Annotated in this window: 32 protein-coding genes and 2 pseudogenes; 20 read left to right on the top strand and 14 right to left on the bottom strand. The window is 66.8% G+C overall.

Annotated elements, in window-relative coordinates; translation table 11 throughout:
- Position 1: 1 nt before the first annotated feature.
- Positions 2-715, bottom strand: a complete 714-nt coding sequence (locus tag NY1_RS43210) for a hypothetical protein (RefSeq protein ID WP_067720854.1) — start codon at positions 713-715, stop codon at positions 2-4.
- 313 nt (positions 716-1,028) lie between these two features.
- Here NY1_RS43210 and NY1_RS31865 point away from each other — a divergent pair, with 313 nt between their 5' ends.
- From NY1_RS31865 to NY1_RS31840, 6 genes and pseudogenes are all read left to right on the top strand, one after another.
- Positions 1,029-1,433 (top strand): low affinity iron permease family protein, encoded by a 405-nt coding sequence (locus tag NY1_RS31865; protein WP_067720853.1) that lies wholly within the window; start codon positions 1,029-1,031, stop codon positions 1,431-1,433.
- Positions 1,434-1,615: 182 nt separating this feature from the next.
- Positions 1,616-1,894, top strand: coding sequence for a cold-shock protein (locus tag NY1_RS31860; RefSeq protein WP_084535726.1), 279 nt, complete (start codon positions 1,616-1,618; stop codon positions 1,892-1,894).
- A gap of 62 nt (positions 1,895-1,956) precedes the next feature.
- The gene (locus NY1_RS31855; RefSeq protein ID WP_067720851.1) at positions 1,957-2,277 is read left to right on the top strand and encodes a hypothetical protein; all 321 of its coding nucleotides are present in this window, start codon (positions 1,957-1,959) and stop codon (positions 2,275-2,277) included.
- A gap of 122 nt (positions 2,278-2,399) precedes the next feature.
- A pseudogene (locus NY1_RS45325) lies at positions 2,400-3,749 on the top strand (aminotransferase class I/II-fold pyridoxal phosphate-dependent enzyme).
- Positions 3,750-3,836: 87 nt separating this feature from the next.
- Positions 3,837-4,298 (top strand): SRPBCC family protein, encoded by a 462-nt coding sequence (locus NY1_RS31845; RefSeq protein WP_067720850.1) that lies wholly within the window; start codon positions 3,837-3,839, stop codon positions 4,296-4,298.
- A gap of 54 nt (positions 4,299-4,352) precedes the next feature.
- Positions 4,353-4,835: pseudogene (locus NY1_RS31840) on the top strand (flavodoxin family protein); the annotation flags it as partial.
- 19 nt (positions 4,836-4,854) lie between these two features.
- Here NY1_RS31840 and NY1_RS45210 read toward each other — a convergent pair.
- From NY1_RS45210 to NY1_RS31830, 3 genes are read right to left on the bottom strand one after another with little or no spacing between them, the layout of a single operon-like run.
- On the bottom strand, positions 4,855-5,064 hold the full coding sequence (locus tag NY1_RS45210; protein ID WP_267888467.1) for a CDGSH iron-sulfur domain-containing protein: 210 nt from the start codon (positions 5,062-5,064) through the stop codon (positions 4,855-4,857).
- The gene (locus NY1_RS31835) at positions 5,042-5,683 is read right to left on the bottom strand and encodes a methyltransferase (protein ID WP_369690461.1); all 642 of its coding nucleotides are present in this window, start codon (positions 5,681-5,683) and stop codon (positions 5,042-5,044) included. Before NY1_RS31835 ends, NY1_RS45210 begins: the two co-directional genes overlap by 23 nt.
- 11 nt (positions 5,684-5,694) lie before the next feature.
- The gene (locus NY1_RS31830; RefSeq protein ID WP_067720849.1) at positions 5,695-6,765 is read right to left on the bottom strand and encodes an iron-containing redox enzyme family protein; all 1,071 of its coding nucleotides are present in this window, start codon (positions 6,763-6,765) and stop codon (positions 5,695-5,697) included.
- Between the two features lie 133 nt (positions 6,766-6,898).
- Here NY1_RS31830 and NY1_RS31825 point away from each other — a divergent pair, with 133 nt between their 5' ends.
- The 4 genes from NY1_RS31825 to NY1_RS31810 all read left to right on the top strand — a co-directional run bounded on the left by NY1_RS31825 (position 6,899) and on the right by NY1_RS31810 (position 8,812).
- Positions 6,899-7,222 carry a hypothetical protein gene (locus NY1_RS31825; protein ID WP_174567242.1) on the top strand — a complete coding sequence of 108 codons (324 nt, stop codon included), beginning with the start codon at positions 6,899-6,901 and terminating at the stop codon, positions 7,220-7,222.
- A 108-nt stretch (positions 7,223-7,330) separates the two neighbouring features.
- Positions 7,331-7,600 carry a GlsB/YeaQ/YmgE family stress response membrane protein gene (locus tag NY1_RS31820; RefSeq protein WP_067720848.1) on the top strand — a complete coding sequence of 90 codons (270 nt, stop codon included), beginning with the start codon at positions 7,331-7,333 and terminating at the stop codon, positions 7,598-7,600.
- A gap of 144 nt (positions 7,601-7,744) precedes the next feature.
- A complete protein-coding gene (locus NY1_RS31815; protein WP_067720847.1) occupies positions 7,745-8,254 on the top strand; it encodes a flavin reductase family protein in 510 nt (169 codons plus the stop codon).
- Between the two features lie 27 nt (positions 8,255-8,281).
- Positions 8,282-8,812 carry a hypothetical protein gene (locus NY1_RS31810; RefSeq protein ID WP_067720846.1) on the top strand — a complete coding sequence of 177 codons (531 nt, stop codon included), beginning with the start codon at positions 8,282-8,284 and terminating at the stop codon, positions 8,810-8,812.
- Between the two features lie 154 nt (positions 8,813-8,966).
- Here the strand turns inward: NY1_RS31810 and NY1_RS31805 are convergent, their stop codons facing one another.
- The gene (locus tag NY1_RS31805) at positions 8,967-10,025 is read right to left on the bottom strand and encodes a YncE family protein (RefSeq protein WP_067720845.1); all 1,059 of its coding nucleotides are present in this window, start codon (positions 10,023-10,025) and stop codon (positions 8,967-8,969) included.
- Positions 10,026-10,182: 157 nt separating this feature from the next.
- Between NY1_RS31805 and NY1_RS31800 the strand changes: the two genes are divergently transcribed.
- The 4 genes from NY1_RS31800 to NY1_RS31790 all read left to right on the top strand — a co-directional run bounded on the left by NY1_RS31800 (position 10,183) and on the right by NY1_RS31790 (position 13,380).
- Positions 10,183-11,118, top strand: coding sequence for a LysR family transcriptional regulator (locus NY1_RS31800; RefSeq protein WP_067720910.1), 936 nt, complete (start codon positions 10,183-10,185; stop codon positions 11,116-11,118).
- A 123-nt stretch (positions 11,119-11,241) separates the two neighbouring features.
- Positions 11,242-12,381 (top strand): ATP-binding protein, encoded by a 1,140-nt coding sequence (locus NY1_RS31795; RefSeq protein ID WP_218028489.1) that lies wholly within the window; start codon positions 11,242-11,244, stop codon positions 12,379-12,381.
- Positions 12,381-12,563, top strand: a complete 183-nt coding sequence (locus NY1_RS44270; RefSeq protein WP_218028487.1) for a hypothetical protein — start codon at positions 12,381-12,383, stop codon at positions 12,561-12,563. The genes NY1_RS31795 and NY1_RS44270 overlap by 1 nt, the downstream gene beginning before the upstream one ends.
- 466 nt (positions 12,564-13,029) lie before the next feature.
- Positions 13,030-13,380, top strand: a complete 351-nt coding sequence (locus NY1_RS31790) for a hypothetical protein (protein WP_067720909.1) — start codon at positions 13,030-13,032, stop codon at positions 13,378-13,380.
- 20 nt (positions 13,381-13,400) lie between these two features.
- On the opposite strand, the gene NY1_RS31785 is transcribed toward NY1_RS31790, so the two are convergent.
- The 5 genes from NY1_RS31785 to NY1_RS31765 form a co-directional block, all read right to left on the bottom strand.
- Positions 13,401-14,159, bottom strand: a complete 759-nt coding sequence (locus NY1_RS31785) for an ATP-binding protein (protein ID WP_067720844.1) — start codon at positions 14,157-14,159, stop codon at positions 13,401-13,403.
- Positions 14,160-14,423: 264 nt separating this feature from the next.
- A complete protein-coding gene (locus NY1_RS45445; RefSeq protein ID WP_067720843.1) occupies positions 14,424-14,717 on the bottom strand; it encodes a cold-shock protein in 294 nt (97 codons plus the stop codon).
- 43 nt (positions 14,718-14,760) lie between these two features.
- Complete coding sequence (locus tag NY1_RS31775; RefSeq protein ID WP_157762587.1) at positions 14,761-15,006, bottom strand: hypothetical protein; 246 nt, start codon at positions 15,004-15,006, stop codon at positions 14,761-14,763.
- Positions 15,007-15,190: 184 nt separating this feature from the next.
- Positions 15,191-15,616, bottom strand: a complete 426-nt coding sequence (locus NY1_RS31770) for an Hsp20/alpha crystallin family protein (protein WP_067720908.1) — start codon at positions 15,614-15,616, stop codon at positions 15,191-15,193.
- Positions 15,617-15,748: 132 nt separating this feature from the next.
- A complete protein-coding gene (locus NY1_RS31765; protein WP_067720841.1) occupies positions 15,749-16,447 on the bottom strand; it encodes a PAS and ANTAR domain-containing protein in 699 nt (232 codons plus the stop codon).
- 158 nt (positions 16,448-16,605) lie between these two features.
- On the opposite strand from NY1_RS31765, the gene NY1_RS31760 reads away from it, so the two are divergent.
- The gene (locus NY1_RS31760) at positions 16,606-17,235 is read left to right on the top strand and encodes a hypothetical protein (RefSeq protein WP_067720840.1); all 630 of its coding nucleotides are present in this window, start codon (positions 16,606-16,608) and stop codon (positions 17,233-17,235) included.
- 95 nt (positions 17,236-17,330) lie between these two features.
- Entirely contained in the window at positions 17,331-17,897 is a 567-nt protein-coding gene (locus tag NY1_RS31755) for an SRPBCC family protein (RefSeq protein ID WP_369690460.1), read from the top strand.
- Positions 17,898-18,054: 157 nt separating this feature from the next.
- Here NY1_RS31755 and NY1_RS31750 read toward each other — a convergent pair whose 3' ends face one another.
- Entirely contained in the window at positions 18,055-19,017 is a 963-nt protein-coding gene (locus tag NY1_RS31750; RefSeq protein ID WP_067720839.1) for a hypothetical protein, read from the bottom strand.
- Between the two features lie 286 nt (positions 19,018-19,303).
- Between NY1_RS31750 and NY1_RS31745 the strand changes: the two genes are divergently transcribed.
- Positions 19,304-20,095 (top strand): ATP-binding protein, encoded by a 792-nt coding sequence (locus tag NY1_RS31745; RefSeq protein ID WP_067720838.1) that lies wholly within the window; start codon positions 19,304-19,306, stop codon positions 20,093-20,095.
- 44 nt (positions 20,096-20,139) lie between these two features.
- Here the strand turns inward: NY1_RS31745 and NY1_RS31740 are convergent, their stop codons facing one another.
- From NY1_RS31740 to NY1_RS31730, 3 genes are all read right to left on the bottom strand, one after another.
- Positions 20,140-20,745, bottom strand: coding sequence for a DUF1345 domain-containing protein (locus tag NY1_RS31740; RefSeq protein WP_233434581.1), 606 nt, complete (start codon positions 20,743-20,745; stop codon positions 20,140-20,142).
- Between the two features lie 113 nt (positions 20,746-20,858).
- Entirely contained in the window at positions 20,859-21,428 is a 570-nt protein-coding gene (gene mug, locus NY1_RS31735) for a G/U mismatch-specific DNA glycosylase (protein ID WP_067720836.1), read from the bottom strand.
- A 50-nt stretch (positions 21,429-21,478) separates the two neighbouring features.
- Complete coding sequence (locus tag NY1_RS31730) at positions 21,479-23,023, bottom strand: acyl-CoA synthetase (RefSeq protein ID WP_067720906.1); 1,545 nt, start codon at positions 23,021-23,023, stop codon at positions 21,479-21,481.
- A gap of 141 nt (positions 23,024-23,164) precedes the next feature.
- On the opposite strand from NY1_RS31730, the gene NY1_RS31725 reads away from it, so the two are divergent.
- The 3 genes from NY1_RS31725 (at position 23,165) to NY1_RS31715 (ending at position 26,071) form a co-directional block, all read left to right on the top strand.
- Positions 23,165-24,310, top strand: coding sequence for a PucR family transcriptional regulator (locus NY1_RS31725; protein WP_067720835.1), 1,146 nt, complete (start codon positions 23,165-23,167; stop codon positions 24,308-24,310).
- Between the two features lie 92 nt (positions 24,311-24,402).
- Positions 24,403-25,176 (top strand): methyltransferase domain-containing protein, encoded by a 774-nt coding sequence (locus NY1_RS31720; protein WP_067720834.1) that lies wholly within the window; start codon positions 24,403-24,405, stop codon positions 25,174-25,176.
- 151 nt (positions 25,177-25,327) lie between these two features.
- Positions 25,328-26,071: an AAA family ATPase gene (locus NY1_RS31715; protein ID WP_067720833.1), complete on the top strand. Its 744-nt coding sequence runs from the start codon at positions 25,328-25,330 to the stop codon at positions 26,069-26,071.
- Positions 26,072-26,155 lie beyond the last annotated feature (84 nt).

The following is a 26,155-nucleotide window of genomic DNA, read 5'->3' as shown; positions in this document are numbered from 1 at the left end:
CTCATCCTCTCGAATCAACTGGGGAATCCGTGTCGTACGCGGACACGGCCCGGTGGCTGCCGCGCCGACTGCCGGCGTACGCCCACGCCCGCACCGTCGCCAAGGCGCGCGGCAGTATCTCGACATCCGCGGGGCAATTGCGGACCGGATCGAAATAGCTTGGTGCGCCGCCGATCTCCATCTCGGTGACCAGCAGCTGAGCCAAGGTGCGTTCCGGCCCGGAACGCGGGGATGCGGTGAGTTCGAAACTGGTCGGACCCGTGCGGACGCTCTCGGAGAGATCGGCGAGATGCGCGGTGTCCGGTTGCGGCGCGCTCGGACGAGCGGTCAGCCATTCGGCCGGTCCGTCGCCGAAACGGTAAGCCATCAGGCTGCCATAGCGTGCCGAAGCCCACCCGCGCGCGGGCCGAGGCACCAGCCTGGTGAAATCCCCGGCACCGGTGGTCGCCAGCGCCAGATCCCAAGGCTCACCATCCTGGTCGAGCACACGGAAAGCCAGGCCCAGCACATCCGGAACCCCGCCGGGCAGACCCAGACCTTTCGAAATCCGCACGACCGCAGAGCATTCCGACGCACCGAGCAGCTTCTGGTAGTACGGGTCGATCGCCTGCACCCGGCCCGCGAACGGCATCCCCGCGGGATGGAATACCCGTCCGCGGCGGGCCCGAGCGGTGAACTCGAAGGTTCTGGAAACGGCGGTGTCGGCTAAGCCCACGGTGTTCTCCCGGCAAGATCGCGTTCACGGTTCACTCTGAGCACTACCCCGTCACGGCCGACCGAATCGCGAGCACCTGCCCGCACACCGCAGGTCGCGCGAACCCAACCGCTCCGACAATGCAGTGGCCTACCCCCCGATTCCGCGCATGATCTCCTCCTCCGTATCCAGATGGGAGACGTCGGAGCGCTACCGCTATCCAGGGCTTCAGCCCCTGCCCGCAGCCGAGTGCCGTCGCGCACGGGACCGTTTGCCAGGTGTTTTCGGTGGTACCACCGCACTAACCGGGACGTCGGGCGCAAAGGAGTGCGAGATGAACACCTCAGCGGGCAAACAGCGCGACAACGGCAGTGTGTCGGTGTTCGACCGGTTCGCCACCAGCGTCAGCGCACTTGCTTCGCGCGCAGGGTTTTTCGTCTTCTGCGTGGCGCTGGTGGTGATCTGGGCGCCGTCGATTCTGCTCTTCCCGAGCATCGACACCTGGCAACTGGTCATCAACACCGCGACCACCATCATCACTTTTCTGCTGGTGGCGCTGCTGCAGAACACCCAGCGCCGTAGCGACGCCGCGGTGCAGGACAAGCTCAATGCGATCGCCGACGCGCTGGCCGCTTTCATGGGCGAACTCAGCGCCGAGTATCCGGAGCTCGGACGCCACCGCAGCGAACTCGCCGACGCGGTGGGACTGGAGAAACGCGAGGGCTCACACCAGAAGTGATCCCCCAGGATCACGGATTCGCCTGGGTGCGGGTGCTCGAGGCAAGCACCGGGCAGGTTTGAAACGCCCGGTGCGGGGCATCGCCTGTCCGTAAACACCACCAGCGCAAAGGGATCGAACGCGCGATCGGCCACACCGAAGTCGCCTGTCGGAGGAAGCGAGCCCGCCAGAAGGAGCCCGACATGACCACGACCCCGGTAGCCGAAACTGGCGGCGATGCTGGAACCGAAACTCCGTGGCCTCGCGTCGGCGGGGTGGTCCTGTGGTTCGACACCGCCAAGGGCTTCGGGTTCATCGCTCCCGACCGGCAGCCGGAGCGGCGCGTATTCGTCGAATACTCCGATATCGACACTCCCGGCTATCGCACCCTGACCGAGCATCAGGCGGTGACCTTCACCCTCGAGCGTGACGAGCGCGGACTCCACGCCGCGACCGTGCGGCCGCAAGCGAACAACGCATGACCCCCGCCGAAAAACGCCTTCTCACTTCTACATTCGCCGCCCTGCGACTGCTTCGTCGAATGATGGACGAGCAAGCCTCACTGTGCGCCGGCTACGGACTGCCGCACGACATCAAAACCACCCTCGCACGCCTCGACGCCGCGATGACCGTCCTGCGCGCTCGCCTCGACGTCGATCCCGACGATGCGGACCTGCAATTCCGTCCCGGCGACCGGGCCTGTCCGATGCGGGACTCGTTCCCGCTGTCACCGGCGGCGGTGCGCGGCGCGTGGATCGGCGGCAGCGGCAGGCATCCCCGCCGGCGCGCCGACCTGTCCGGCCCCAGGCGCGTCCGCCCGAATTCCACGCCGCCGCAATCCTGGGGCACCGGCGGGGTCGGCTAGCCACCTCCGCACCTGGAAATACGGTCCGACATCGCTCCCCTGCGCCTGTACGTGGCGACGCTGACGGTTAACTGCCGCGGATCCGGTTATCGCCGGGGCAGAAGCATGCGAAGGAGGAGACGATGGATCATTCGGTGGCTCCGGTGCTCGACGCCCTGGCCGAATACCAGCGGCTCGGCCGCTACGGATTCACTCCGCCCGGCCACCGGCAGGGCCGCGGCGCCGATGAGCGCGTCCGTGAAGTGCTGGGAGGCGCCCTGCGCGCGGATGTGCTCGCGGCCCCGGGCATGGATGATCGGCTCGCGCGCGGGCATCATCTCAGCGATGCCGAGGAGCTGATGGCCGATGCGGTCGGCGCCGAATACGCTTTCTTTTCCACCTGCGGGAGTTCGCTGTCGGTGAAGGCGGCGATGATGGCGGTCGCGGGCGGCGACGGCGGGCTGATCCTGGGCCGCGACAGTCACAAGTCGATCGTCGCGGGATTGATCTTCTCGGGGGTGCGGCCGTATTGGATCACCCCGAGATGGGATGCGGAGCGGCACTTTTCGCATCCGCCGTCACCCGAGCAGGTCCGCCAGGCGTGGCAGGACCATCCCGAGGCGGCGGGGGCGCTCATCGTCAGCCCCAGCCCGTACGGCACCTGCGCGGACCTCGAGGGCATCGCGGACGTCTGCCACGAGTACGGCAAACCGCTCATCGTCGATGAGGCGTGGGGCGCGCATCTGCCGTTCCATCCGGACCTACCCACGTGGGCCATGGACGCGGGCGCGGACATTTGCGTGGTCAGCGTCCACAAGATGGGCGCTGGGTTCGAGCAGGGGTCGGTGTTCCATGTACAGGGCGACCTCATCGACCGTGACCGGCTGACCGAGTGCGCCGACCTGCTGATGACCACCAGCCCGAATGTGCTGCTGTACGCCCCGATCGACGGCTGGCGACGGCAGATGGTCGAGCACGGGCACGAATTGCTGAGCGACGCATTGCAAGTCGCCGACTACGGCCGCGAACGCCGACTGGCTCCGCGAGCACCGGCTCCTCGACCTCGGCCACAGCGACCATCGCCGCATTCTCGCGACCCTGTCCATGAGCGACGACAAGCACAGCCTCGACACCCTCCACGACGCACTCGCCGCCTGGCGCGTCCAGTGCGAAGACCCGAAGCCCCATGGCATCCGGCTGCCCGCACCGCGCGAACTGCAACTCGACACCGTGATGTCGCCGCGCGATGCGTTCTTCGGGGCGTCGAAACCGTGCCGGCCGAGCAGGCCGCGGGTCGTATCGCGGCCGAGCAGGTGACGCCGTACCCGCCGGGGATTCCTGTGATCGTGCCTGGCGAGCTCATCGATGCCGCGGTCGTCGACTACTTGCGCACGGGTATCACCGCCGGGATGAACGTCCCCGATCCGGCGGACCCGGAACTGCGGACCTTGCGCGTGGTCGCACGCGATGCCGGCGATCCGGCGCACCGTTAACGAGCACGAACACCCTTGCCATCGAACCGTTTCCGTCGCGAATGACGGGGTAGGCGGTGGACAGTGCCGACAAATTGAGGAGATCAAATGAGCACCATCACCGCGTCGGAGAACGTCGAGGTGCCGCTGCACACCGCCTACAACCAGTGGACGCAGTTCGAGTCCTTCCCGGAGTTCATGGAGGGTGTGGAGCAGGTCGAGCAGCTCGGCCCGACGCGCACGCACTGGCGGGTCAAGATCGGGCCGGTGGAGCGCGAATTCGACGCCACCATCACCGAACAGCATCCCGACGAGCGGGTGGCCTGGCATTCCGACAGCGGGCCGTGCCATGCCGGTGTGGTGACCTTCCACCGCATCGACGACGACACCACCCGCATCATCACCCAGATGGATATCGATCCCGAGGGATTCATCGAGAACGTCGCCGACAAGACCGGCGTCCTCGACCATCGGATCAAGGGGGATCTGAAGCGGTTCAAGGAATTCATCGAGAACCGGCCGCAGGAGACCGGCGCGTGGCGCGGTGACGTGCCGCGGCCCGGTCGGTGAATGACGTAGGGGTACAGCTGGTTTCCGTGAAAGGCCATTGAATCGAGGAGTGAGTTGCGAGTGGTCGACTACGACCTGGCGCCGGGAGTCGAAGCCGACGCGGGGCCCGGGGATGAGTGGCCGACCATTCGCGCCGACATTCTGGCCGCCGACATCCTGGTGGTGTCGACGCCGACCTGGCTGGGCCACATGTCTTCGGTCACGCAACGAGTTCTGGAGCGTTTGGACGCCGAGCTGTCCAATACCGACGATGCCGGACGGCCCGTCCTGACCGGCAAGGTCGCCACGGTGGCGGTCGTCGGTAATGAGGATGGGGCGCAGAAGATTTGCGCCGATCTGTTCCAGGCGCTGAACGATATCGGGTTCGGTATTCCCGCTCAGGGGTGCACCTATTGGAACGATCAGGCCATGGGCAGTACGGATTATCGCGATCTGGATGAAACGCCATGCGCGGTTGCCGCTGCCACCTCGACACTGGCGCGGAATGCGGCGCATCTGGCTCGGTTGCTCGCCGAGCAGAACTATCCGGGAGAGTAAGCGAGTCGCAAGCGCCGGATCAGCTTTCGGGCCGCCGGCGCTTGCGGTGACTCGTGTCGCACAGCGGGTAGATGGCAGAACGCCGGCATTGACACAGGGCCACCACGCAGCGGTCGCAATGCAGGGTGCGGCCGTCGGCAGTCACCACATCGATGGGGCCCTCCACCAGGGCAGGCCCGTCGGCGGTGTAAGTGATTGTGCGGCGGCTATTTCCGGGGTCGGTCGGCACGGACAACCACCAGTTCCTCTCTGAATTGACCGGGCGAGATCAGGCCCCGTTCCAGTAACCATCCGAAGCGGCCGTTGAGCACCGGGCCGAACGGCACCTCCGCGCGCGCGACGACGGCGGCCTTCAGACCGGAATCCCGGAGCTGGTGCAGGGTGTCGTCCACTCCGCACAGGGCCGACTGCACCATCAGCAATATGCCGGTGCTGGAGAGCAATTCAGGCGCGAGCAGACACAGCGAATCGATGGCCGAACGACCGTCGGCACCGGCATCCCAGCTGCGCGCGGCGCCACGCGGCGGCTCACCGCCGGGGCAGGGCACGTACGGCGGATTGCAGACGATCGCGTCGAAGTGCCTGCCGCGCAGCGCAGTTCGGAAATCGCCGTGGATCAGCTCGATGGGGCGCCCGCGGACCCGGGCGTTCAGCCAGGCCGTGATCAGCGCGGGCCGTGAGATGTCCACGGCTGTCACGGCTGCCGCGGGAATCCGGGTGGCCTCGAGGGCGAGAGTTCCGGTCCCGGTGCACACGTCGAGAATGCGGCTGCCCGGCGGTATCGCCGCACCGTGCATGGCTGTTGCCAGCAAACGGGTATCGGCTTGCGGCCGGTACACACCGGGCATGCGAATCAACATCACTTGTTCCGAATAGCCGCATATTCGCGCTCTATTCGCGGTCGGGCCATCGAAGTATCGCCCCGCCCATCGGGCTCCACATTGCCGAGCAGCGAGCGGCGGTCCGCTCGCCAGCACTTCAGCACGTGGTCGGCGAAGCGGTCTTCCAGGAATCCGGTGGCGCGAATGCCGAATGCCATCGAGGCGTCGAGTTCGGGTTCGCGCTCGAGCAGATCGCCGATCACCTCGCGCCGCATGAGTTGTTCGTGCACGGCGTCGGCTTCGACGTGTTCGCGATAGAAGGTGACGCACGCGGGGTCGGCGTCGAGCCGTTCGAGTGCTTCGACCATGCGGCGCGAGGCGGGCGAGGAGGTGATTTCCACTGACGCGAAATGCCCGACTCCCGCGCCGCGCAACTCGCGATGTAAGCCGAACAGCGACATCATGTTCACGAGCGCGAGCATCGGTGCGGGCACCACGTCCAGGTAATGCAGATAGTCCGGATTCAGCCCCGCGCCCTCCAGCAGATCAGCGAAGAGCCGCTGATGAATTCGATCCGCGCGACCACCGCCGAACTCGTCGAACTCGACCGCGACCAGCGCTGCTTTGGCGCGCCCGCGCAATCGCGGGATCAGCCAGGCATACGGGTCGGCTTCCTGGTGATGCAGGATCGATCGGTGCACGAAATATTCGCGTACCTGCCACGGCTTGCCCTCATCGCGTAGAAACGCCGCGACACCGCTCTCCTCGTCGGGCACGAGGAGTAGTTCGTCGAGTTCGGCCATGACGTCACCGCCGTCACCGGCATCGGCGTAGAGCGCGTCCAGGAAACGTCGTTCCAGTCCCGCGCGGAGGCCCAACAGTCCGGGGTCCCATTCCCAGCTGTCATCGACGCCGGCGAAACCCTGGTAGTGCAGCGCATAGCAGACGTACAACGCCAGCTGCGGATCGCGATCGTAAGGGCCGGCCGGCGCGGGCAATGCGGGCACGGGCGATCCTGCGGGCTTGCCGAGCGTCTCGAGCACCCGTGCTGACAGTTCGCCACAGGGTTGCGGTAGCGGCGTTCTCGCCACGGACACGGTCCGCACCATCGTCTCCTTCGAAGCGGGTACAGCTGACTGCCTCGATCTACCCGCTACCGATCCAGTCAATCGGGACGATTCGGCAATCGGTCTCGGGGTAGTACCGGACCGATAGGGAGACCCTGGTGCGAAGGAGTTGTCGATGGCGAACCACGAAACGACGCCGCGCGGTACCGCGGGCCGGAATCGTGCCGGTTCACGCTGGGGCCGGGGAACCCCGAAGCGGCACGCGGGCGAAGGAATCGAAGACGGCACCAACGTGGCGGGACTCACCCTGCTGGGACTGAGCATCGTCGCCCTCGCCTTGGCCCTGGTCTCCGCGGGCTACGGATTCGGAGGATGGGCCGTGGTCGGCGGGATCGCCTGCGCGGTGCTGTTCATCGCGGGCGCCGTGGTGCTCTTCCTGGAGTGGCGACGCCGGCATCGCGGCAGGAATGCCGATCCGGAGATCCGGCAGGGACATTGACCTCCCCGCAGCCGGCGACATCACGCTTGCCGGATTAGTACCGATTTGCCGGGGTAAGGCACCGGCGGAGGCACCGGGCGACGGTGCCGCGCACTCGAAGGAGGAGCCATGCTCGGACTAGGGATCATCGGCTGGATCGTGATCGGCGGACTCGCCGGTTGGATCGCCAGCAAGTTCATGGGCACCGACGCTCAGCAGGGAATCCTGCTCAATATCGTGGTCGGCGTGATCGGCGGCTTGATCGGCGGATTCCTGTTGCGCCTGTTCGGCGTGGACGTCGAAGGCGGCGGCCTGATCTTCAGCTTCCTGACCTGTCTCGCGGGAGCCGTCATCCTGCTGTTCCTGGTCGGCTTGGCAACCGGTCGGCGACGAGTCTGAACCGTCTCGCCACGGGAGCATAGCCACGGCGGTCCTGACCGCCCTTGCGAGAGCGGGCCGGGTTTCACACCCGGCCCGTTCGCCCGTTCACCCCTACCCTGAAATCGACCGATTCATATGGACCCTCGAGAAACGGGAGTGCCGATGGCGGATGAAGCGGTAGGGATCAGCGCGGTATTCGACGCCGTCGTCGCCCAAGCGGACACCCCGATGTGGGTGGTCACCGTCGCCGCGGGCGAGCAACGCGCGGGCTGCCTCGTCGGCTTCGCGACCCAGGTCAGCATCGAACCCCGCGTCTTCCTGGCCTGCCTGTCCAAGGCCAACCGCACCTACGAGATCGCCCAGCACGCGACCCACCTGGCCGTGCACTTGCTCGGCACCACGGCACTCCCCCTCGCCGAACTCTTCGGCAGCGAAACAGGTTCGGAGATAGACAAATTCGACCACTGTGAATGGACCGAAGGCCCGCACCTGCTGCCGATTCTCACCGGCGCCGCAGGCTGGTTCACCGGCAGTATCACCCGCACCGTCGACTCCGGTGATCATGTCGGCTTCCTCCTGTCCCCCACCGCAGCCCACCTCCGCAAGCGGCCGCCCACCAGTTTGCGTTACCACGCCGTAGCGGGCCTGACGCCCGGCCATTCGGCCGATTAGTGCCGATTCGCCTGTACTGCTGTAGCAATGTCGCGATGCTCGGAGTCGGGCGCTGCCCGACGTGGCTACGTCATCACACGCCATGGCATCACCCTGGGACTCTCGGCGGATGACTCGGCAGGCTTCAAGCAGATCGCACTGCCGAAGCCGGAGACCCCCTCGGCAGGTCCCCCCGGCCTGCCCGGCAGCTGGGGAGCCGCACCGGGTTGCTTCGCCCTGCTCGACAACGAGACACACTGTGGCACAGTCCTCTTCGACACCGGAATCGCCACCATGATCGTCGGCCTGGACCCCTCCCAGCGGCCGCCCGCTCTGCGCGATGCCATCCCGAACGGCACGCCGATCCGCACCGGCATGCCGAACCTCACCGACCCCGCGCTCGACTATTCCGTCACCATCGGCGCGCCCGCCGATGCGCTTGCCCCACAGGGCAACCCGGCCGCTCGCTGGTCACGGCAGGGACCTTTCGTCAACACCGGCCGGCATCTACTCGGAGGCTACGACTACTTCTTCGACGCCGACACCGGGCACATCGGGTTCCGAGAGAATCCGAGCTGACCCAGGGCTTTTCGGCGTTCGGCGCCTCAGCACTTCGGCCGGACTGGGCCAGGACCGCGAACAAGCGCACCGGAGCCCCTCGCCGAGTCGGCCCCACCGGCGAGGTCACGCCATCGCCCGGGGGCCGTGCGGCATGCGTCGCCGCCGGATGGGGTCAGCAGACCGCGGGGATATAGGCGAGGCCGTGCGCGCCCTGGTTGGGGATCCCTCGGCCCGCGGGCAGGCTCTCACCGCGGTCGACCTCCAACGTGCTCGCGACACGGAAGGTTCCCAGGTCGATCACGCTGACGGTGCCGGACTGGAGGTTGGCGACATACCCGGTCCGCCCGTCCGGCGCGGAGACGATGTTGATCGGCCCCAGCCCGACCTCGATCTCGGCCAGGGGTTCGCACGAGACGCTGTCGAAGACCGACAGCAACCCGTTCCGGAACGGGGACCCGCTGCTGGTATCGGCCAGCCGCCATTGCCCGACCAGCAGCTTGCCGTCATTGGTGACGTGTACCGGGCTGGGAACCTGTGTGAGTGCAATGGTGTGCACGATCGCGTCGGAAGCGGTGTCGACAACCGCGACGGCGTAGGTTGCCGCAGTATCGGCGGGGACCGAGATCGTCGGTGTCGCGACGAACAACCGCGTCCCGTCCGCGGTCAGAGCGAGGTCCTCGCTGCCCGCGACCGGAATCCGGCGCACCGAGCCTGCCCCGGTGAGGTCGACAACGGACACGAACGGGGTCTGCTTGTTGGTGGTGTACGCCCTGCGGCCGTCCGGTGTGAGCGCAGCCCAGTGCGGCACCGGCGCCTCGGCCGAATACCGCGCCACCATCGTGCGGGCGTCCGGATCAACGGCCACCAATCCGCCCGGGCCACAAGAACTCTCCTCGACACTGACATACAGCAACCCGGTCGCCGCATCGAGGTGCAGAGCGTGCGGGGCGTGCTCGGGTGCGAGATCGATAACGTCGACGACCTTGTGAGTGTCCACATCGACGACCGAGACCTCGTGCCCCTTCGCCTCGTGTGCCAGGTAGTGCCCGGACCGATAGGTATGGCTGGCGTACACCACCCGCCTGCCAGGGTCGAAGCACAGCTCGTGCCCCTCGGGTAACACCTCGACGACGTCGCTGCGCCGATACGTGTCGAGGTCGAAAAAGCTCAGGGTGCAACCACTTTGACTGAGCACCGCCAGTTGGGCACCGGCCGGAGATCGGGTCGACATGACTGTGAGGTCCTTTCACGCGAACAAGAATTGAGCGATTCGGTCGGGCCCGGCCGATATTCCCATCCTCACGACGGCGCCGATGACCAGCAATGCCAAGATTGGGCACGATACTTTCCAGTCAGAGGAATCGGATCGAAGCCCGCGCATGAACAACCTGGACCTGAACCTGCTGGTGGCGCTGGACGCACTGCTGGATACCGGCAGCGTCACCGAGGCCGCGGCGCGATTGCAGACCTCGCCGCCGGCGATGAGCCGGGCGCTGGGCCGTCTGCGCCGCACGCTGGGCGATCCGCTCTTGGTACGGGCGGGCCGCAACCTGGTGCCCACGCCACGCGCTCTGGAACTGCGGGCCCAGGTGGCCGCCGTGCTTCAACAGGCCCGGACAGTTCTCACTCCGCGCAGCGACACCGAGCCCGCCGCCTTCGAACGCGTCTTCGCCATCCAAGCCGGCGACGCCGTACTGAACACGCTCGCCGGCCCACTGACCGCCACTGTGCGCGCCCATGCACCCGATGTCACGCTGCGCTTCCTGCCAGATGCTCTCGAGGGCACACCAGCATTGCGCGATGGCCGAATCGATCTCGAGATCGGCGTCATCGACCACGCCGAACCCGAAACCATCATCGAACCCCTGGCTCAACTCGAGGTACGCGGCGTCGCCACCGCCACACACCCCTTCATCACCGGAACCGTGACGGCCGAAGCATTCGCCGCCGCCGATCACATCGGCATCTCACGCCGCGGACGCCTCACCGGACCCATCGATGACCGGCTCGCCGACCTCGGCCTCACCCGCCGGGTAGTGGCCACCGTCCCTGGCTTCACCGCGGCCTTGCTCACCATCCGCGACACCGACATGATCACCCTCGCCCCCGCGGTACCCGACGCACCGGCACTGATCGCGCTCGGCCTGCGTAGCTTCACAATCCCCCTCGATCTACCGCCCGCCGAACTTGCCATGGCCTGGCACCCCCGACATACCGCCGACACCGCCCACCGCTGGTTGCGCTCCCGCGTCCACGAGACCATCAGAGCAGTGCTATTGCCCGACAAAGACTTTCATACACAGCCCACCGGTTCGAGGCGATGAAACGCCATCTGGCACCCGCCCCGCGCACGATCGGAAGACGAATACAACGCCGCGAAATCCTCGGAGTACATGGCAAGCTCCGACACGCACCTGCCTCGCGCACCGGGTCGGTAGGGTGAGCCGGTGAGGTACTTCAACACGGCGGGCCCGTGTTATCCGGACCTGCACTACATGCTCCCCGCCGAGGAGCGGCTTCCCGATGCCCGCATGTATATCGAGTTCGGGTTCTACTTCGTCGTGCACGCACCGCGCCAGTCCGGCAAGACCACCGCACTCTTGGGACTCGCACACGACCTCTCCGCCGAAGGGCACTTCCTGGCGCTGTCGATCTCCTGTGAAACCGCGCAGGTATTCGGCGACGATTTCGCGGGGGTGGAGAGCGTTCTACTGAGCGAGCTTCGCCAAACCGCCGAGTTACAAGGCTTCGCACCGGAATTGATGCCACCTGATGAATGGCCGGCGGCCGCACCGGGCACGCGGCTCAAGGCCGGCCTCGCCGCCTGGGTAGCCAAGTGCCCACGGCCGCTGGTCCTGTTCTTCGATGAGATCGACGCATTGCGCGGTAACGGATTGCTGAACGTGTTGCAGCAGCTGCGCGCCGGATTCACCCAAAATCGCAAAGCGTTCGTGCACTCTGTGGTGTTGTGCGGACTGCGGGATGTCCGGGATTACAAGGCGGCCTCCGGAGGCGACCCGCAGCGGCTCGGGACGGCGAGCCCGTTCAATATCAAGATCAAATCGATCCGGATCGGCGACTTCGACAAGCTCGAGATGAGGCAACTCTTCGGGCAGCACACGGCCGACACCGGTCAAGAGTTCGATGACAAGGCGATCGACCTCGCGCACTACTACACGCAAGGCCAGCCATGGCTGGTGAATGCCTTGGCTTGGGAGATCATCAGCGAGATGCGGGTACGCGGCACCGTCACCCTCGATCATGTCGAAACCGCGAAGGAACGGCTGATACTCGCGCGAGCCACACACCTCGATTCCCTGATCGACAAGCTGAATCAGCCCAGGGTGCAGCGAGTACTCGAACCGGTCATCACCGGCGAAATACCGGAAATGGATACAACTTTCGATGATGATCTGACTTATGTGCGTGACCTCGGGCTGATCGCCCAGGGCAAACAGCTCCGCTTCGCCAACCCGATCTACCAGGAGGTCATCGTCCGGGTGCTCGGCCAGCGCACCGAAGCGGTCATGACCGCCGAGCCGCCGAGTTTCCGATTCCCGGACGGCCGCATCGATTTCCCCACCTGATGCGAGAATTCACCGCCTTCTGGATCCTGCACGGCGATATTCTGGCCGCGCGCGACAACTACCATGAAGCCGCAGCGCAATTGGTGTTGATGGCCTACCTGCACCGAATCGTCAACGGCGCCGGGCACATAGATCGTGAAGTCGGGGTCGGATCGATGGCTACCTCGACCGGCTCGGGCTGACGACCGGTGTCCTGGTGATCTTCGATCGCCGGCCGCTCGCGGCTCCGATCGCCGAGCGCACCGCATTCGACGAGGCGCGGACTCCCTCCGGTCGCACGGTCACCGTATTGCGCGCATGAGAGCGGCCGCGATCCGTACCGCGCTGTCTTCGTCACTCCTGATGATGCGCCTGCTCCTGCCGCATCCCGGCCACCGATTGCTTCACCGACCACAGCGAGGACCATGAACACGCACCCACCTGCGGATGTGTCCCTGACCGGCCGAGCTGCTTCCTTAACCCGCCCGGCATTCGTCGGATAGCCTGCGACACGGTTTCCAATCAATACCTCCGGCCCACCTGCTCGATGTTATCGGCAGCGTCCACTCAGGTGCGTGAACTGCGGCCATCGCCTGATCAGCGTGTTGATGTTGTTCCTGCAAACTCATGCGCCCATCCGACGCCGGACGAGACGCTTAGGCTTGGATGATGACCCAATCCGCTGCCGACCGTGCCGAAGCCCGTGCACGTGAGCTGGCACGGCGCCGCGAGCAACTGGCCACCGGCCTGCCCGTCACCGCGGCCGACGCGGCGGTCGCGGCCGAGCGAGCACAGCAGTCCCGGGCGAGTTCACGCGCAGCCCACCTGAGGGCGGCCGCAGCTCACGAACGCGCCGCCGAGGTCCACGAACGCGCCGCGCGCGTCCATGACATCGCAGCGGCGAGCGGCGAGCGCATCGGTATCGGCCACCGGCAAGCCGCCGCCGACCATCGTCGCGGAGCCGATGCCGACCGTGCGGCAGCCCACGCCGCCCGGCTGGCAGCCGACCTCGACCGCTGACCGCGGATGGCCTCGGCCGCTCAGTTGAGAGCTGGTCGGTCGACGCTCAAGGTCGCCCATACCGTCTTGCCGCCCAGCCATTCGGGAGTACAGCCCCACCGCAGCGCGAGGCGACCGATGACGTGTAACCCATAGCGGCGGTGGCCGTTCGGGTCGGGTTCACACAAGACGGCCGGTGTGGGATCGGGGTCGTGAACCGCGATGACGAGTCGTTCGCCACGCAGCTCCAGGCGCAGGCCGATATCGCCGGTAACGCGAGCGTGCAGGAAGGCGTTCTCGACCAGTTCGGTGCCGACCAGTTGCGCGCCGGCGCGGACTTGCCCGATATGCCAACGCTCGCAGGTGCATTCGATGAATCGGCGGGCGCGCCGGGCAGAGTCGGCATCGGCCATCAAGTCGATCGCGGCCCGCCGGCGCGGCGGCGGGTCGGTGACCGCGGCCAATGCCTCTGGCACCGAGGCGAATACGCGCACGAAGTTGTTGAGCGCGGTGCCTGTCAGACGGGCATGCAGCGCCGGGCTCTCCGCGACGATCAGCAGCGGAATACCCGGCCAATCACCGATTTGGTCGGCCGCGATGGTGAACGCCGTCAACGGAGGATCGCCGACGACCTGAAGTTCGTCAGCGACCACCACGACCGCTCGTGGCTCGTCGGCGCCGTACTTGACCAAGCGATCGATGAATTCGCGAAAGGTCGACGCGTCGAGACATCCGGCCGGCCGCACGACGGCGCACATCGCCTCGACGGTGGTCTCCCAGCGAATCGACCGGTCCCGCATCGCTTTTCGATACTCCTCGTGAGCCGCCGCAGACTGAGAACCCTTATGGCTGAACGATGACTCACAACATTAGGACCGCAGTCCGGTGATCGCACTGAATTCCCCGACCGCCAACCTGAACATTCACCCGCACGGGACCGGCGGCACCGCCCCGGCGATTCGGTCGCCACTCCCCTCAACTGCCCCGATGACGCGACTACCGAAACACCCGGCCCGGGAGTATTCATCAAGACCCGTTAACGACGCCGCCGAGCCTTCACAACCTCACTGCCCGAATACATCCCGCACGGGCAGCCGACGGGCAGTCCAGCGTGACCGCCGTCGGCGGGCTGTGTCCGCCGAAGTGTGATGACGTCCCGCGTTCGAGCGGGGGTCGGGGATGACGCGGGTGGCTTCGGGGCCGCGGTCGGTGTCGGTGGCGAGGTAGGCGACGGGCTGGCCGGGGGCCAGGGTTTTGTAGCCGGGGACGTCGATGGTGGTGTAGTCGACGAATACGGCGGGGCCGCCGGAGGCGGGGGTGAGGAAGCCGAAGCCTTTGGCGGTGTCGAACCAGGACACGTGGGCGCGGCGCCAGCGCGGTGGGCACGTGGGTGTGCCGGGGTCAGTAGGCGAGGCAGTAGTCGTCGTCATCATCGGCATCGGTGTGGTCATAGTCGCGGGGGCGTGGGGTGATCCAGTTCTGGTCGATGCGGTCGGCGATATCGGCGGAATCCCAACCGGCCCAGTCGCTCTCGCCGGAGGGGTGTAGGGCTGCGGTGTCCAGGCCGAGGTCGTGGTCGCGGTCGTCGACGAAGGTTTGCTGGTCCGCGCGGTCGAAGTCGCTGCCGACGGGAATGACGGTGTTCATCACGGTCTCCTCTCTCACCATGGGGGCAGTGCGGGAAGGGATCGGAAGAAGAGGGCCGGGTGAGCCCGCAAGCCTTGCGCTGAGCGGGCTCACCCGAGGGGGACGAGGTTGTGAGAAATGTCTGCTGCGAGGGATGTTCGACAGGCATCACCTCTTTTCGGTCGGGCCGGGGGCCGTTTCCGGATCAGGCGTTGATGGCCTGGCGGTCGTGGCTGTCGGCGCGGTTGATCTCGATCTTGCGCGGTTTGGCCTTCTCCGCGACGGGGACGACCAGCCGCAGCACGCCGTCGCGGTAGTCGGCGCGGATGGCGTCGGTGTCGAGGTTCTCGCCCAGGAACAGCTGACGGGAGAAGACTCCGCGGGTGCGTTCGGCCGCGATCATCGACCGGCTCTGATCCAGTTGCGGGCGTGCGGCTTTGACGGTGACCACATTGCGCTCGACATCGAGGTCGAGGGAGTCGGGGTCGATGCCGGGCAGGTCGAACTCGACGAAGAACTCGTCACCCTCGCGCCAGGCATCCATCGGCATCGCGGCGGGCCGCGCGGGGGTCCCGAAGACCTGCTGGGTCAAACGATCCAGATCACGGAAGGGATCGGTACGCATCAGCATGGTCGCCACCTCCAGCTCACTCCATTCTCGTTCGTAGGAGACTCAGATAACCTCTGTCATCTGACATAGATAATTTTTAGCACTCGGCATAGTCGAGTGCAAGTGGGTTCGAAAGATAATCTTCCGGGCCGCTCAGCCTCGCGGGATGCGTTCGTGCACGGTCAGCAGGATGTGGTCGAACGCGGCCACGACGCCCGGCGCGGGCGGCGGTACGGCGGGTAGTTCCGCGATCAGCGCGGTGGCCAGATCCCGCAGTTTGACGTTGGTCTCCTGCGAGCGCCACACCAGCACTTTGAACGCCTGCTCGGCATCGATGCGATAGAGCCGCATCAGCACCCCTTTGGCCTGCTCGATCACCGCGCGCGCCTCGATCATCCCGGGCAGCAACTGGTCGAGGACCTCGCGCTCGGTCTCGGCCAGGGTGTCGGACAGATCGATGTAGTAGCCGCTCGTCCCGGCCGGGGCGCCGTCGTCACGGCTGATCCGGTCGGCCACCACCATCACCTGATGCTCGCGGCCGCGCGTGTCGATGAATCGGTGCCGGCTCGAGAACGGCTCGCCTTCGGTGATCGAGCGGGTGATCGCCTCGGCCACGTGCGCGCGGTCGTCCGGATGTTTGTGCGACAGCAGCAATTCCGTCGTCGGCTCGACCTCGCCGGGATGGTAGCCGTGCATGCGATAGAGCTCCGGCGACCATTCCCACCGCTGAGTGGCGAACCAGAATCGGAAACTGCCCGTGCGCGGGCTCGGTGCCGACTCGCCGGACGATGACACCGGATCTCCCGGCTCAGCAGGTGCATTCACATCCGAATTGTCCCTGTCAGCGCCCATGTACGCGCATCTCCCGCGCCGGACGTCCCGTCGCGCCTCCGGCGGCCCTGACCGCGACACGCCCCGGGGGTGCGCTCGATTGGTATCGCGACCGCGGGGTACGCGAGGACTATCCGATGCCTGCTCGGTGTTCGGGTCAGTCGAAAGGACACCGCCTCATGGCCGACACCTGCACACCGACCGGCAATGAGATGGCCCGGAAATCGTTGTCGCGCCTGGAATTCGCAGACGAGATCCTGCGCGCGGCCGCCAGCCCGGAACGCATCGGCGCCGTCGTGACCGCTGTGGTGCGGGATCGGCTCGACATCGGTCCGATCGGCTTCGGGCCCGCCGGATTGCTGACCGCGCGGGCGGCCGGGCGGACCGATCACGCCATGGTCGAACCCGATCCGAACGACCATTGCCGGCTGATACTGCGGATCCCACTGCTCCTGCGAATCGACGCCGGGCTCGGCAAACTCGAGGCGCGGTTCGTCGCCGGGGTCGACTTGCGCACCGAGTTGGACCTGGTTCTCAGCCACCCCTGCGCCCTACTGGTGCGCCTGCATCCGGTCCGCCCCGCCGACGTAGCGGTGCGTGTGCGGGGCATCGATCTGCTCGGCCGCGCCGCCGTACTGGTGGCGCCGATCGCGCGGCTGGTGTCGATTCAGGTTGCCGACCATACGAATACGGTGTTCACCGATCCCCAACTCACCCAGCTGACCCGCATCGATGTCGTCCAACTGATCGATCGCGCATGGGAATCCGGCCTTCTCCTGCCTCCGGTCGAGCCAGAGAAAACCGCGTGACCCCACCGAGCCGAGGTCGAGGGTGGCCACCCACCCCACCCGCGCCCCGCCGCGGGATAGCCGGTGGATCGACAACTAATGGGTAAGCCGACGGTATGGGCGGCGCCGTGCTGCGAGGCGGACCGCTGACCGCCCCGTGGCACCCTGGGAACTACGCCAGCAAACGAATCGAGACCGGCCAGCAACAGCCGTGTCGGCGAGAGGACGATGTGATGGTCGCTGAACCGCAGATCACGGTACCGGTGCCGATCGAGCAGGCGTTCGAGGTGATAGCCGACGGCTGGCTGTTTGCGTTATGGGTGGTGGGGGCCTCGCATATTCGCGGGGTGGACGAGGGCTGGCCGCGAGTCGGCACTCGCATCCATCACAGCGTGGGGTTGTGGCCGTTGACGGTCGAGGACTCGACGACGGTGGTCGCGGTGGATCCGCCGCGCAGCATCGAATTGGAGGCCGCCGTGTGGCCCGCGGGCACGGCTCGCATCTGGTTGACGCTGGACGAGGAGTCTGCGGGCCACACCACGATACGGATCGCCGAACGTGCGCACCGCGGGCCGGTCGCACTGATGCCGGGGTTGCTGCAGGATGCGATGCTCCTGCCGCGCAACCGGGAATCGTTGCGCCGCTTGGCCGCGATCATCACCGGTCGTCAGCAGTCTGGCTGACCGAATTCTCGCCGCGCCGTTCACGTTTCGGTGGTCCGGGCTCGGGCAGACGGTCCGAAACAGCGGACCGGCCGGGCCGACGCCCGCCGGGAACGGGCCGGACTGGCCGCGTTCCCGGACGGGCGGGGTCCGTCGGTCGATCTCATTGCGCCGCAGGTCAGTTCAGACCGGTCAGCTCCGGAGCGATCGTGGCGAGACGGGTCTGTGTGGCCGACACGACGCCCTGCCGGTTCTTGTGCGCCTCCTCGTAGGCGAGCACCGCACGCAATTCGGAGGGCGAACCCAATTCCTTGACGGCCGCGACGGTCTGGGAGACGTTGAGGTCGTCGTAATCGCGGATCGGCAGTTCGCCGGGCTCGAGCACCCCGGTCGCGGTGCGCACCGAGCGCAGCGCATCGGCGGTACCGGCGGCTCCTTCCCGGCGGGCGACCTGCTCGGCCGTCTGCAGGGCGGCGTCACGGGAGGCGCTGAAGGTCTTGGCCGCGACCTCCCTGGCGTGCGCGCCGCGCGCCAGCAGGTCTTCCAACGCCGGCGGCGCGGACCGGAAGGTGTCGAGCACCCGATCGATGCCGCGTGCGGACAAGGAGGCCGGAATATTGGCCACCTTCATGGCCGTTCCGGTCGCGACCTGCAGCGGGGTACGGCGCAAGGCCGCCGGGCCGCCCAGGGCGTCTTCGGCCAGCACCGTGGTCAGCCAGTTCACCGTCGCGGTGTGCGCCTTGATCAGTCCGTCGGCCAAGGTGACGACGCTGGAGAGCTTCGCGTCCTCGGCGAGGGCCTTGATATAGCGGGACCGGTCGAGCAGCTGATGCTCGAGCGACAGGTCGCCCAGCAGCGCTTCCTCGAAAGGCCTGGTCTGTTCGCCCAGCGCCTTGAACATAGCCAGGACGCGGCCCAGGAACGGGCCGACCACCGCCGGCACGCCGCCCAGCTCGCGAATGGCGGATTCGATGGCCTCGACGCGGGCGCGGCCGTTCTCGGCGTTCTCGGACAGCTCGCGGCGCACCGCCTCCGTCCGCGCCTGGGCGATCCGGGTCTCGGCGATCTGAATCTCGGTATTGGTCAGATCGCGGACCGCCCGCAGCTGCGTCAGCAGGGTTGTGGTGTCGCGTGTGCTCATGGGTATCTCGTCCTTCGTCAGGGTTCGATTGGTCGGCGCAACGATGCACCGTCCCTCGCACTACCCGGAGTTGCCGATCGAAAACGAAGCGCTGCAATTGATTTGGATTACGAATTCCGTCGATACCCATGTCGGAACCGATTTATGGCGGGTGTTTCGGATTCGGCCGGGTGCGCGTCGCGAGTAGGCTGGAGGCCGGCTTCGCGAATTGTTGATCGACCCGCGCTGCGCAGACCTGGCAAACGGTTGCCGCGGCTATCCCAGGCGAAAGGAGCGCTGCGGGGAAATGAGTGAATCCGTGGACACCGAGGTCCGATGGAGCCACGCCGACAACGACGGGTGCGCGGTCGTCACCGCGCACGGCCGCCTCGACACCAGCAGCTACCGGCGCTTCACCGATGATCTGGTGAAATTCACCGTCGAAGGTCCCCGCGCGGTCATCGTCGTCATCGACGATTTGCACATTGCCTCCGAGACCCTGTTGATCGCGTTCAGCCGCGCCTGGATGAGGGTTGAGGACTGGCCGGCCGTCCCGATCATGATCGCGTCGGAGTCCACCCGGGTGCGAGAATGCTTGCACGCCAGCGCGATCAGCCGGTTCATAGCCGTGTACTCCGGCGTGCCCGACGCCATCGCCGCCGTGGATGACCCGCGGCGACGCCGCACCCACCTCACCGTCGCCCGCCGGCCCAGCGCCGGGCAGGACTCCCGCCGGTTCGTCACCGAGATCTGTGAGCGCTGGGGCACGCCGGAGGTGCAGGTCGATGCTCATTTGATCGTCACCGAATTCGTCGAGAACGCCTGCCTGCACAGTCGCGGCGATGCCGATCTGATCGTGCGGCTGGAGCTGTACAACGGGTTGTTCGCCATTGCCGTGGAAGATGAGGACCCGCGCGAGGCGGTACTGCGCGAACCCGCCGCCGACGGCACCCGCAGGCCCGGGGTGCATGCCATTCCAAGGCATTTGGGCCTGCACACGGTGAGCCGGCTGGCGCGCCGGTGGGGCTGCTCACCCCGCCGACCCACGGGCAAGGTCGTGTGGGCGGTCCTGCCCACCCACACCCGCCAGCGGCAATAGCACACGCGATCACACCGAGCGGGCGTCCTGCGCCGGGCGACGAATCAGCTCTTGATCCAGTCGATGGCGATCGCGATCAGTGCGGCGTTGAAGAAGAAGCTGACGATGCTGTGCACCATGACTCGCCGGCGCATGGAGCGGGTGGTGACGGTGACGTCGGAGACGGCGAACGAGGTGCCGATGGTGATCGCGAAGTAGAAGAACTCGGTGAACTGGGGCAGCGGACAGTTCGGGAAGTCCAGGCCGCCTTCGGCGGTGTTCTCGCGCGCGTAGATCTGGGCGAACGCGGAGTGCAGCAGGAACCACGACAGCACGATCGTCGCTGCGGCCAAGCCTTGCAGGAGACCGTCGGCGTGTACGTCGTCGCGGACGGTGCCGACGATGAGTCCGCCGGCCAGTCCGAAACAGCTGACCAGGACCGCGAAGAACTGGGTGTACCAGCGGGGACTGCTCAGTTCGGCGATATCGTCCACGGGCTGTGAGGGCAGTTCGCGGCGCAGGACCGTCCAGCCCGCGGCCATGTAGCCGACCGCGACGATGTTCCAGGCGAGCAGCGGCGCGGTCACCGGCTCGTCGCGCAGGAACAGCGTCAGCCAGATGACGCCGAGGATCGCGAGGATCAGTTCCAACGCCCACAACAGTTTTCGCACTGCCCGCTCCTTACGAGCCATGTCAACGCTCGGGTACCTGTCAGACGTTACCGCTGCGGGGCGCTGCGATCCGGTAGCGGCGGGTCGGCCGTACGGGCGGGATCGAGCCGGGATCAGATCGAACCCGCCTCGAGCGCCTCGCGCAGGACGCGGAATTCCGAGGCGAGGGCATCGAGGGTGTAGTGGGCGTTGAGCCCGCTGGGGTTGGGCAGCACCCAGATCGCGGTGTCGCCGATCCGCTCGGGCTGGGGGCCGATCGTGGTGCGCGGGCGACCGAAGGCCGTGCGGTAGGCGCCGATTCCGAGTACGGCCAGCACCCGGGGCTGGTATTGCTCGACGCGTTCGACCAGGGCGCGTCCTCCGGTGCGCAGTTCCTCCGCGGTCAGCTGATCGGCTTTGGCGGTCGTGCGTGCGGCCACATTGGTGATGCCCAGGCCCAGCTCGAGCATCTCCCGCTGTTCGTCGGGGCGCAGTTGGCGGGGCGTGAAGCCGGATCTGTGCAGGGCGGGCCAGAACCGGTTGCCCGGACGCGCGAAATGCTGTCCGGTGGCCCCGGACCACAGGCCCGGGTTGATGCCGCAGAACAGCACGCGCAGGCCGGGACCGATCACATCGGGAATGGTCTTGTCCTGCGCCGCGGCCAGATCCGCAGGTGAGGGCCGGGACGGCGAACCAGCATCCATTCCCTCAGCAGATCACACCGTCCCGATCCCCCCGAACCTGGTGGCCGAGGTCAATTGACCAGGCGCGCGTGTGCACCCCAATGCTTGTCTCGCAGCTCGCGTTTGAGGATCTTCCCGGCGCCCGACACGGGCATGGCGTCGAGGATTTCGAGACTGCGGGGCGCTTTGTAGGCGGCGATGAGCTGTCTGGTGTGCTCGCGCGCCTCGTCCAGGGTCACAGTCTGCCCGGGGACGCAGGTGACGACCGCGTGCACCCGTTCGCCCCATTCCGCGTCGGGCACGCCGATGACCGCGACGGCGGCGATCGCCGGATGGGCGGCCAGGGCGTTCTCCACTTCGGCGGAGTAGACGTTCTCACCGCCGGACACGATCATGTCCTTGAGCCGGTCCACGATGTACAGGTAGCCCTCGTCGTCGAGGAAGCCGCCGTCCCCGGTGTGCAGCCAGCCCGCGCGCAGTGTCGCGGCGGTCTCCTCGGGCTTGTTCCAGTAGCCGAGCATCACGTGGCCGCCGCGTGTCACGACCTCGCCGACCGTACCGTTCGGCACGGTGTGGCCGTCCGGGTCGAGGATTCGGATCTCGCTGTGCGGCGCTGCTTTTCCGGCCGCACGCAGGCGTCCCTCGCGATGGTCGCCCGGGCCGAGCAGAGTGATGATCGGCGCGGCCTCGGTCTGGCCGTACGCCTGCACGAACCCGGCGTGCGGGAACAAGCGCATGGCGCGCTGCAGCACCGCCTCGGCGATCGGTGACGCGCCGTACATGACGTGTTCGAGGCTGGACAGGTCGAATTCGCCGGCGCGCGGATGATCGACCAGCAGCTGGATCATCACCGGCACCAGCACGCTGGAGGAAACCCGGTGCTGCTCAATCGCATTCAGGGTCGCGACCGGGTCGAAGGCGGGGATCATCACGTGCGTGCCGCCCATCATGAGCACGCCCAGCCAACCGGCCAGATCCGCCAGATGGAACATGGGGGCGGCGTGCAGGAACACCGCGCCCGGCGCCATCAGGTATCCGGTCGCGACACCGCCGAGCGCCGAGGTCGCCAGGTTGGCGTGGCTGAGCATGACGCCCTTGGGGAATCCGGTGGTACCGCCGGTGTAGAAGATTCCCGCGAGCGAATCGCCGCCGCGCCGGGCATCTTCGACCGGGTCGGCTGCCGCGATCAGCGCCTCGTAGGACTCCATGCCTTCGGGCGTCGGGCCGTCGCCGCAGTGGATCACCGTGGCCAGTCCCGGGAAGTGCTCGCGCAGCGCGGGCACCACGGCCGCGAACACATCATCCACCAGGAGCACGCGGCTGTCGGAATCGGCCAGACTGTAGGCGATTTCGGGCGCGCTCCAGCGAATGTTGACCGGGTTGAGCACCGCATCGGCCCACGGCACCGCGAGGAGGTATTCGTGGAAGCGGTCGGAGTTCAGCGACAGCATCGCCACCCGATCCCCCGCGCCCACGCCGAGCCCGCGCAGCGCGCCGGCCAACCGGCTCACCCGGTCGAACACTTCCCGGTTGGTGCGGCTGCGTTCGCCGCAGATGGTCATCACGCCGTCGGGGTTCTGCTGGGCGGCGCGGTGCAACCCCTGCGTCAGGTACATCGAGAATCCTTCGTCGAACAACGGTGGTCGGTGTCATGAGTATTCGCGGGCCGGTGTGACCTGCGCCATGGAAACAGCGTCGAACTCCCCCGCCGGATCTTGTTGATTTCTCCAATCCCCCGCACGTACTGTCGGCACACCATGAGCGCGCACCGCCCCACCGCGAAACAGCGGATGATCGGCCGGGTACTGGACCGGCTCCCCGAGGTGACCGCCCGGGTCGTCGCCCGCGCCCGCGCCGAGATGCCCGGCTATGCCGAGCTGTCCGCCGTCACCATCGCGCGCAGCACCGAGACGATCCTGACTCGCCTCGCCCACGCCCTGCTCGACGCGCACCCCCTCACTCCCGACGACCTCGCCGCCATCCGGGATTTCGGGGAAACCAGAGCACACCAGGGCATTTCACTCGCCGAAATCCAGAACGGCTGGCGCATCGCCATACGCGAGATACTCGCCGAACTCACCGCGGCGGCCCGCGCCGCCAAGACCGCCGACCGGCTCCTGCTCGACATGACCACCGACCTGCTCGACCTCGTCGACCAAGCCACCATCGCCTACAGCGCCGGGCACCGCGACGTGGAAATCGCCCTGGCACGCAATGACGAACAGTTCCGTGCGGACTTCACCCGCGCGCTGCTGCTCGGCACGCTCAGTCCCGCCGATCTCCAGGTTCGAGCCCAGCAATTCGAACTCGACCCCGAAGGCGAGTATTGCGCCTACCGCGCCCGAATCCCGGCCGATGAACCGACACCTGTTGTGTCACAACGCAAAAAGCGATCGGTACAGCCGTCCCGCCCCTTCACCACCACCATCGACGGCGACCTCGCAGGCTTTGTGGAAATCACCAGACGCACCGAAACCCCCACCCCCATCGCCTACGGCCCACCAACCCGCCTCGCCGACCTCGACCGCTCCTTCCGCCTCGCCACCCGCATCCTCACCACCGCCCAACTCTTCGACCTCCCCGGCCCCCTGGACCTCGACCACGTCGGCCTCCTCCCCGCCATCGCCGCCGACACCGACCTGGGCGCCGAACTGGCCCGCCGCTACCTCGACCCCCTGGGCCACACCGAAACCGCCCAAACCCTCATCGCCACCACCGCCTGCTTCCTCGACACCGGCATGCGCGTAGACACCACCGCCGACCGCCTCGTCGTCCACCCCAACACCGTCCGCTACCGCCTGTCCCGCTTCGAAGAACTCACCGCCACCAATCTCCGCTCGGCCGGCACCGCCCTCCAGATCTGGTGGGCAATCCAATACCGCCGCGCAACCAGCCACGACTGAAGAGTGGTAACCCGGGGACACCGCACGTCGCAGACACCAGCGCGCAGAGCTGTCTGAGACGATATACAGTGTCGAGGGGACAAGGAGGTCTCATGCCGCACACCACACACCGTCAACCGGCGCACGCCGTCCAGAAGCTGACGAAGCTGATCGATCGCGATCGCGCGCACATCACCGGCGACTTCGATATCTCGGCCGGCTATGTGAATCTGCTGGGCACCGAGAATCGGGCGTCCGGAATCGGCCAGAGCGTCATGCAATCGACGTTCTATCCGCTGATCTATCGGCCGTGGCGGGCCCTGGGCACGCGGCTGATGCTGGGGCGGTCGGTGGCTTCCGAACGCGCTCTCGCTCGCGATCTGCTGGATCTCAGAGTCGGCGACAAAGTACTCGATGTCGCTTGCGGCCCCGGCAATTTCACCGACTGGTTCGCAGAGGTGGTCGGCTCCGACGGGCTGGCGGTGGGTTTGGACCTGTCGCCCACCATGCTGGCGCAGGCCGTGGCAGGTTCACGCAGTCCGAATGTGGCTTATCTGCGCGGTGACGCGCTCGAATTGCCTTTCGCTGACGGTACTTTCGACTCCGCGAGCTGCTTCCTCGCCCTGTTCCTGATGCCCGATCCGCTGCGCGCGGTGAGCGAACTCGCCCGCGTGGTGCGGCCCGGCGGGCATATCGCGATCATGGCGCCGACGGCGGGGCCGGGGCCGCTGGGCATGGTCGTGCGCAGCTCGAATGTCGTGCGGGCGGTCTCGGGTGTCACTTTCGTCGGTCGTGCACAGCTTGCGGCGGCGCTGACCCGAAATGGGCTGACCATCACCACGACTCGGCATATCGGCATGGTCACCTACGTGGGCGCACAGAAGTAGCGTTGCAGCCCTGCGATGCGGGAGGACGTTCGAGCCGGGGGCCTGGCACGGTGCAGCCGGTTCTCTCATATGCCGCGCAGCCTGCTCTCAGGTGGTCCGGGCAGACTGGCGCGATGGACTTCGCGTATCCGGTGAGCAAGGACGCGCGCCGGTGAGCGCGCCTTATGTCCGGCGGGCGGTGCTGGACCAGCGCGGCGTGCCGTCTTTCGATGAGTATCCGTTCTCGCTGCCGGCCGTGCGGGGGCTCGCCGAGCTGGAGTTGCATCCGCGGGTGACCTTCATCGTCGGCGAGAACGGCAGCGGGAAGTCGACGCTGCTGGAGGCCATCGCCACCGCGTGGGGCTTCAACCCCGAAGGCGGTACGAAGAACTTCAACTTCGCAACGCGCAGCTCGCATTCGCAACTCAACGAGCATCTGCGGCTGGTGAAGTCGATTCACCGGCCGCGGGACGGGTTCTTCCTGCGCGCCGAGAGCTTCTTCAATGTCGCCACCAATATCGAGGTCCTGGACCGCGAACCCGCGCCCGGACCGCCGGTGATCGACTCCTACGGCGGCGTTTCGCTGCACGAACAATCACACGGGGAGTCGTTCTTCGCGCTGTTGATGCACCGGTTCGGCGGGCACGGTTTCTATGTGCTCGACGAACCCGAAGCAGCGCTGTCCCCCAGCCGCCAGCTTGCCATGATCGCTCGCCTGCACGAACTGGTGAACGCGCGTTCCCAGTTCCTGATCGCCACCCACTCCCCCATCCTGATGGCCTATCCGGATGCCTGGATCTACCAGATCGGCGAAAACGGCTGCGAGCTGGTCGAATACGAGGACACCGAGCACTACCGAGTCACTCGCACCTTCCTCGACAACCCGGCGAAATACCTCGATCTGCTCCTGGAGTGACCCCGCGATATTTCGAGATGACACAACGGCTTTCGACAGCCGGTCCCCAATGGCCGGAATCCATGTCCGAGTCGGAGAGTCAGC

The organism is Nocardia yamanashiensis NBRC 100130, assembly GCF_001613325.1.
GTDB lineage: Bacteria > Actinomycetota > Actinomycetes > Mycobacteriales > Mycobacteriaceae > Nocardia > Nocardia yamanashiensis.
This window is presented reverse-complemented; position numbering and strand designations above follow the sequence as displayed.